General features: G+C 41.7%; 1 pseudogene. It reads left to right on the forward strand.

Annotated elements, in window-relative coordinates:
- Positions 1-940 (forward strand): annotated as a pseudogene (locus ACFIJQ_RS08830) (hypothetical protein); the annotation flags it as partial.

Raw genomic sequence — 940 nt, forward strand, 5'->3', positions numbered from 1 at the left:
GCACAAGATTCTTTATCATGGAGTAATGAGAGTAACGCTTTTATTGCGCAGCATGGAGAAGAAGGGAAGAAAACAAATAGCAAGATCACGTCGCTTGCCGCAGGAGCTATTACGAAAGAATCGACAGATGCGGTCAATGGTTCCCAGCTTTTTGCAACAAATACAGAAATTGCTAATGTAAGAGACAGTATTCTTGTTAAGCAAGTAGCAGGGAAGAAGTTAGGGCGCGGTCTCCCTGATGGAGGATCAGGTCCTATCACTGTTGGTATGGAAACTGGTGGTAGCGAAATCAGTATTTTGAACAAAAGTAATGAAGGTCGGAAACTTTCCGGTCTACTGGGCGGGGCAATCAGTGAAACTTCAGACGAAGCCGTAACAGGTTCTCAGCTTCATAGCTTAGGGAGTAGTGTTGCATCTTATTTTGGTGGTGGTGCTGCATTTAAAGATGGTTCTTTTACAGCTCCGACTTATAACATTTCTAATGTTTCTGACGATGGTAAGGTAACAACTAATTCACATAACGATGTTGGTTCAGCCTTTTCTGATCTTGATACGAGTGTCAAGAATGTGAATACACATCTAACGAATGAGGTCAAAAATTTTACTGAAAAACTAACGAATATTACGCAAGAAGTTCAAGGCGATGCTTTGTTGTGGAATGAAAGTGCAAAAGCCTTTGTAGCCAAGCATGGGGAAAAGGAAAGCAAGACAAATAGCAAGATAACGTCACTGGCTGATGGCTCTATAGTATCAGGCTCGAGCGATGCGGTTACGGGTGGTCAGCTTCATAGCATCACAGATGATTTATCAAAGCTTTTAGGTGGCTCTGTATCCTTTGATGGCAAAAACTTTAAAGGACCAACGTATGACTTATCGACAGTTTCTAAAGAGGGTGTTGTAACAGATAAACCGTATGAAGGAGTTGAAACAGCCTTTAAAG

The organism is Bartonella sp. TT67HLJMS, assembly GCF_042193375.1.
GTDB lineage: Bacteria > Pseudomonadota > Alphaproteobacteria > Rhizobiales > Rhizobiaceae > Bartonella > Bartonella grahamii.